At 59.1% G+C, this 6,232-nt stretch carries 6 protein-coding genes; 5 read left to right on the top strand and 1 reads right to left on the bottom strand.

Annotation, left to right across the window (positions count from 1 at the left end; translation table 11 throughout):
* The first annotated feature begins 336 nt into the window (after positions 1-336).
* The 4 genes from MPRO_RS14180 (at position 337) to MPRO_RS14165 (ending at position 4,798) form a co-directional block, all read left to right on the top strand.
* Positions 337-630: a DUF6482 family protein gene (locus MPRO_RS14180; protein ID WP_067293830.1), complete on the top strand. Its 294-nt coding sequence runs from the start codon at positions 337-339 to the stop codon at positions 628-630.
* Between the two features lie 189 nt (positions 631-819).
* On the top strand, positions 820-1,779 hold the full coding sequence (locus MPRO_RS14175; protein WP_082708784.1) for an AAA family ATPase: 960 nt from the start codon (positions 820-822) through the stop codon (positions 1,777-1,779).
* Between the two features lie 83 nt (positions 1,780-1,862).
* A complete protein-coding gene (locus MPRO_RS14170; RefSeq protein ID WP_245635101.1) occupies positions 1,863-2,831 on the top strand; it encodes a DUF58 domain-containing protein in 969 nt (322 codons plus the stop codon).
* A complete protein-coding gene (locus MPRO_RS14165; RefSeq protein ID WP_082708782.1) occupies positions 2,828-4,798 on the top strand; it encodes a transglutaminase TgpA family protein in 1,971 nt (656 codons plus the stop codon). The genes MPRO_RS14170 and MPRO_RS14165 overlap by 4 nt, the downstream gene beginning before the upstream one ends.
* A 13-nt stretch (positions 4,799-4,811) precedes the next feature.
* Here MPRO_RS14165 and MPRO_RS14160 read toward each other — a convergent pair whose 3' ends face one another.
* Positions 4,812-5,402, bottom strand: a complete 591-nt coding sequence (locus MPRO_RS14160; RefSeq protein WP_067293821.1) for a uracil-DNA glycosylase family protein — start codon at positions 5,400-5,402, stop codon at positions 4,812-4,814.
* Between the two features lie 93 nt (positions 5,403-5,495).
* Here MPRO_RS14160 and MPRO_RS14155 point away from each other — a divergent pair, with 93 nt between their 5' ends.
* Positions 5,496-6,206, top strand: coding sequence for a M48 family metallopeptidase (locus MPRO_RS14155; RefSeq protein ID WP_067293817.1), 711 nt, complete (start codon positions 5,496-5,498; stop codon positions 6,204-6,206).
* Positions 6,207-6,232: the final 26 nt, after the last annotated feature.

Raw genomic sequence — 6,232 nt, 5'->3', positions numbered from 1 at the left:
CAGCCTCCTAGTGTAGTGTTTCACGCTATATGAAGCTTATAACGGCCCCTTTTTCCGCCATCCTGCGTTGTTCGTTGTCGCCGTAGCCCCACTATGACTCTGCCTCACGCCTTGGCTGGCGAAAAAATGAGCGCGTTCTAAAGCACCACCAAGAGTGCAACACTACACTAGCCGTTGTCATAAAGCTTCTATACTGCAGGTGCAGCAGACGGGCATTGGTTGGCTTTTGCTTTTAAATGTCGGCTCAAGGACTGGCTGCAATCAGGTGACAGCACTGAAGTGGCAGAGGCTATCTGCCTTCAGGCTCTTGCCCAGTGCAATCTGCGGAGGGCGCATATGCAAATTTCCGAGTTCAAGACGTTGGTTTCAAGTCACAAGCTGAAAGCGGTCAATTTTATCGAATCCGGCTGTGGCCCCATGGTGGTTGAAGTGGAATATGAGGGTGGCAAGGAGCTGATCAAGGACAATCATGGCGCTGTAATCACCTGTGCCAACGTTACCCAGGCCTACGATGTGTGCCACCGCGCAGGAGTACACGAAGCCAATCTGGTTCAGATTACGCCCCATGATGAAACCTGCGCCGGCGTTGTGATGGATTATCATCGCGATTCGATACCGCTTAAATTCTGAAGCTGCGCCAGAGTGTGGCGCGAAACTGACACCTGCCGTTGTAACAACGGCAGGTGTCTTGCTGTAAGGCGTCCGTAATTTGCAGGCGGCTGTTTTAATGAGATGATGGGGCGCCCGGCAGGGGCGGGTTAGCAGCCCGTTAATAGCATTAGGGGTCCTTCTACGGAGTCCGTCATTGAGGTAATGCCAATGCAGGTATCGACTGCGGATAACAAACAGAATGTCGCCCTGCGGGAAAAGGTCGAACGCGCCGTCAGCAGCGTTGGTACCCTGATACTGGGTAAGCAAAGCCAGATCCGAATGGCGTTGACCTGTCTGTTTTCCCAGGGCCATTTACTGATTGAAGATCTGCCCGGAATGGGAAAAACGACCCTGGCCCACGCACTTGCCCAGGTACTGGGATTGAGTTTTCAGCGCGTTCAGTTCACCAGCGATATGCTGCCGGCGGATATTGTCGGTGTATCCATCTTTGATCAGAGCACTTCTGCGTTTCGTTTCCACCCTGGCCCGGTATTCACCCAGATGCTGTTGGCCGATGAAATCAACCGCACCACGCCCAAGACCCAAAGTGCCTTGCTCGAAGCCATGGAAGAGCGCCAGGTCACGCTTGATGGTCAGAGTCATCCGTTGCCGGAGCCCTTTTTTGTGATTGCGACGCAGAATCCGAACACCCAGTTTGGTACCTTCCCACTGCCAGAATCGCAGCTGGATCGCTTTTTGATGAGAATTGAACTGGGCTATCCGGACCCGGAAGCCGAACGCAAGCTGCTCACAGAAGGTCACAGTCGTCACAGGCGTGCGCCCCTGGCGGTCTGTATTGATCAGGATGATCTGGAGGCCATTCGCACCGAGTGTCAGGCGGTGAGGGTGTCCAGCAGCCTGATCGATTACTTGCAGCGACTGGTGCAGTACACCCGTGAATCACCCCAGTTTGCCTATGGTGTGTCCCCGCGGGGTAGTCTGGCGCTGTTGCAGTGTGCTCGCACCTGGGCCTATATGCACGGACGCGACTATGTTGTGCCCGAGGATTTGCAAAGCCTGCTGGAGCCAGTGGTAGGGCATCGACTGCGCGTGGCCGAGCAGGTGGGCGGACACGGCAGCGAGGCCCTGATCCGGCAGATGCTGGAGCAGGTCGATGTGGTTGGATAGCAGCCTGCCGGACTTAACGCTAACCTGCGGAAAAACCCGACAGGCTGCATGTCCGCGGTCGTCGCAAAGGTTGCAGGTTCCCCATGTCTGAGCGCTGGAGTCGCAGGCTTGGCGCACGGGCGCGCCGCTGGGCACTGGGGCGTCATGCGCCTGCCAGAAGCCTGACGCTGACGCAAAAACGTATTTTCATCTTCCCGACCAAGGCCGGTCTGTGGTTTCTGTTTGCCGCCCTGGTGATCCTGCTGCTGGGTATCAACTACGAAAATAACCTGGTGTATGCGGTCAGTTTTGTGCTGCTGTCGCTCTTTGTTGTGTCCATTTTGCATACCTACAGCAACCTTGCCGGCCTCACTATTACCGCGCTCTCTGCCAAGCCCTGTCTGGTCGGAGAAAACGCCGAGTTTGAATTGCTGCTGCGGGCCGGACGACGGCGCAACTACGAAGCGCTGCAGCTTTCCTGGGTGGATCAGACACCGGTGAGCTGTGATTTGATCGACGACAGTGAAAGGCGTGTGCGCCTCTATGCCCAGGCTGTGGAGCGGGGCTGGTGGCGACCGGGAGCCTTGCTGATTGAAACCTTGTACCCGCTGGGTCTGCTGCGCGCCTGGACCTGGCTCGAAACCGACCTGCAGGCTCTGGCGTATCCGCGTCCGATCGAAGGCGGCCTCCTGCCCCAGGGACTTGGTAGCGGTGAGCGCGGCTCTGTGGCCAGCGGGCGCGGCAGCGAGGACTTCGCCGGCCTTGAAACCTACCAGCAGGGCATGTCACCGCGCCATATCGCCTGGAAACAACTGGCCGCAGGTCAGGGACTACATGCCAAGCAGTTTGTGGATCACGCCGATGAGCAGCTCTGGCTCGATTGGTCTTTCTGGCCAGAGCTGGACACTGAACAGCGGCTGTCACGGCTGTGTTACTGGGCGCTCAAACTGGCGCGCCAGCCGGTTCAGTACGGCTTGCGCCTGCCTGGGGGAGAAATCCCGCCAGGGCGTGGCGGCCGGCATCGGCATCAGGTACTGCGAGCTCTGGCGCTGCATGGGCGGGCGGCGCCATGAAGGCGGTGTATCAACTTACTCGCCCGGCCTTGTTATGGCAGTTGCTTATGGTGGTCGCAGTGCTTTTGCCCCACAGTCTGCGCCTGCCCTGGTGGTTGCCGCTGATGACGTTTGGCGCCCTGGGCTGGCGCCTGTGGGTGTATCTGGGGCGCACATCCTTTCCGCACTGGAGCGTTAAGTTCATGATGGCGGTGACGGCCGGCATCGGTGTGATCATGTCTATCGGTCGGGGCAACGGGCCTGAACTCGCGGTGGCGCTGCTGTTCGCGGGTTTTTCCCTCAAACTGCTCGAAATTTACAAGCGCCGCGATGCACTGGTGCTGATTTATGTCGCCTATTTCCTTGCCGCTACCGAGCTGCTTTTTGGTCAGAGCCTGTTGCATGCCCTCTATGTCGCCCTGGTGCTGGTGCTGATAACGGCGGCGCTGAATTCTGTCTACCAGAGCGAGCGCCATCCCGACTTCTGGCGACCATTGCGTGCATCGATTCGGCTGGTTCTGCCGGCATTGCCGCTTATGGTGGTGTTGTTTGTGGTGGTGCCGCGCATAGGGCCGATCTGGTATGCACCCCTGGCGCAGGGCGAGGCACGCACTGGGCTGTCGGATACGCTGTCGCCGGGGGATGTGAGTCGGCTGACCGGTTCCAGTGAAGTTGCCTTTAGGGTGCAGTTTGACAATGGCAGGCCGCCGCCACCGTCCAGTCGATACTGGCGCGGTCTGACCTATGACCGTTTCGACGGCCGGCGCTGGGAGGCGGAAAAGGACCGTAGCCTCTTCCAGTCACCAGACTCTGAGTCCGGCACTTTGCTGCGGTATAACATTACGCAGGAGCCCAGTGGCCAGCCCTGGGTCTATGCGCTGGACTATCCGGTTTCGGCTCCCTGGCCGCTGCGTATGCAGGCCAATCAGACGCTAAGGGCGCCGGCCAAGATTCGCCAGCGAGTGGACTTCGCCCTGGCATCACGCCTTTCCAGTGACAGTTTTCAACCCCTGACGGCGGCGCAGCGCGAGCGCTATCTGGTGCTGCCTGAACGGGGCAACGAACGCGCCCGGGCGCTGGCCCTGTCCTGGCGAGCGGAGGATGCCTCAACCGAAAGTCTTGTGGCCCGGGCGCTGGCGCTTTATGGGCGGGAATTTAGCTACACCCTGACACCGGAGCGTCTGGGTGATGACAGCATTGATGACTTTCTGTTTGATACTCAGGAAGGCTTTTGCGGTCATTTTGCCAGTAGTCTGACTTTCCTGTTACGCGCCGCGGGTGTGCCGACCCGTATTGTCGGGGGCTATCTGGGGGGCGAGTGGAACCCCTATGAAAATTATCTGGTGGTGCGCCAGTTCGAGGCCCATGCCTGGACTGAGGTCTGGCACCAGGGGCGGGGCTGGGTGCGCGTCGACCCAACCGCAGCTGTGGCACCTGAGCGTATCGAACAAAGTGCCGAGCAACTGCTGTCCAGTCAGCCGGGATTTCTGTCTGATACGCCGCTTTCGCCAGTGCGATTTGGGCATATTAGCTGGATCAATACATTGCGCATGCGGACCGATGCACTGAACTTTGTCTGGCATCGCTGGGTGCTTAGTTATCAGTTGCGCCAGAATGACCTGCTGCAAAAACTGCTTGGTGAAGTCACGCTGTGGAAACTGGCGCTGGGGCTGCTGATCCCCTTCAGTCTGGTGCTGGGCTGGGTCGCGCTCGGCCTGTTGCGTCAGCGCAGGCCCAAAACAAAAGATCCGGTGGATGCGGCCTTGCTGCGCCTGAGTGGCCGTTTCGAGAGTCGCGGGCTTGGGCGCAAACCCGGTGAGCCTGTGGGGCGCTATGCCCAGCGCATTGCGCTGGCGCGGCCTGATCTGGCACCGATTATTGGCACTGTGGCACGGCTGTATGAGCAGTTGCGTTATGCCGAAGGCGGCGAGCCCAGAATACAAAAAGCCTATCTTGCTGCCGTGCGTGCCTGTGTACGCCAGTTGTGACGACGGCGGCTTGCTATGCCAGCGCCTGCTGCACCCGCAGACGCAACTCTGGCACCAGTTCGTCGTCAAACCAGGGGTTGCTCTTGAGCCAGCGCTGGTTGCGTGGCGAAGGGTGGGGCAGGGGAAGGCAGTCCGCGGGCAGTTCACGCCAGTGCAATACTGTTTCAGTGAGCGAGGCGTACTTGCCCGGAACGTAGCGGCGCTGGGCATACTGGCCGATCAGCAGCGTCAGGCGGATTTTCGGCATGGATTCAAGCAGGCGCGGATGCCACAAGGGTGCACACTCCTTGCGCGGTGGCTTGTCGCCACTGGCGGCTGAGCCCGGAAAGCAAAACCCCATGGGCATGATGGCAAGGCAGCCAGAATCGTAGAACTGTTCCCGCGTGAGTCCGAGCCAATTGCGCAGCCGATCACCGCTGGCATCATCAAAGGGGCGGCCCTGGATTGTGGTGCGGGCACCGGGGGCCTGCCCGATGATCAGTATCCTGGCGTTGCTGGCCGCCTGCAGTATCGGACGCGCGGATTCCGGCAGGCCCTGGCAGTGTCGGCACTGGCGGATTTCCTCCACCAGGGCCTCACAATTTAACGCAGTTATCGGTTCCATAATCCATTCTTCCGTATAATGGCCGCCGGCCTTTGTTGAGAGCGTTGGGCCGAGTCACCGTCAAATTAGAATACAGAGTATCTGCACAGCCCCATGACCGACAGTCGTAACCAGGCACTGCTACCGTTTGACTATAAAGTGGTACGCAGCAAGCGCAAGAGCGCCGCCATACAGATCAACGCCGATGCGGTGCTGGTGCGTGTGCCCGAATGGGTTAGTGAGCAGTGGGTGCATGACTTTGTGCAAAGTCGCCGGCAATGGGTGCTGAGTCATCTGGATCGTCAGCAGGTACGCCAGGAAGCCCATGGCATTGAGATCGTCGAGGGCGGGCTTATTCCCTGGCAGGGGCAGGACTACCGCTTGCACTGGCAATTGGCGGGGGCTTCTGCGGTAAGGATAGAGGGCGATGAGTTAAGGGTTACCATGTCACGCCGTATTCGCAGGCCTGCGGCAGAAGCGGTCAGCATGTTGCTACAGCAGTGGTTTATACAGCAGGCCGAGGAAGTGCTTGGCCCACGCCTGCTGGAGCTGGGCCGATACACGGGCCTGAATCCCGCAGGGGTATCGATTCGCGGCTTTCGCCGCCGCTGGGGCAGTTGTGACAGCCGTGGCCAGATATCCCTGAACTGGAGGCTGATCATGGCCCGTCCTGAGGCAGCAGATTATGTACTGATTCATGAGCTGTGCCATTTGCGCCATTTTGATCACTCGCCGCGCTTCTGGCGCCTGGTGGAACACCATTGCCCGGATTACAAAGTGCTGCAGGCATATTTTCAGCAAAGGGGCTGTTGGCTGCAGTGGTAATCAGACACTAATGGCATCGCCAGCTT

The organism is Marinobacterium profundum, from assembly GCF_001528745.1.
Lineage (GTDB): Bacteria > Pseudomonadota > Gammaproteobacteria > Pseudomonadales > Balneatricaceae > Marinobacterium_A > Marinobacterium_A profundum.
The sequence above is the reverse complement of the archived record's forward strand: the minus strand, read 5'-3'. Positions and strand labels throughout refer to the sequence as shown.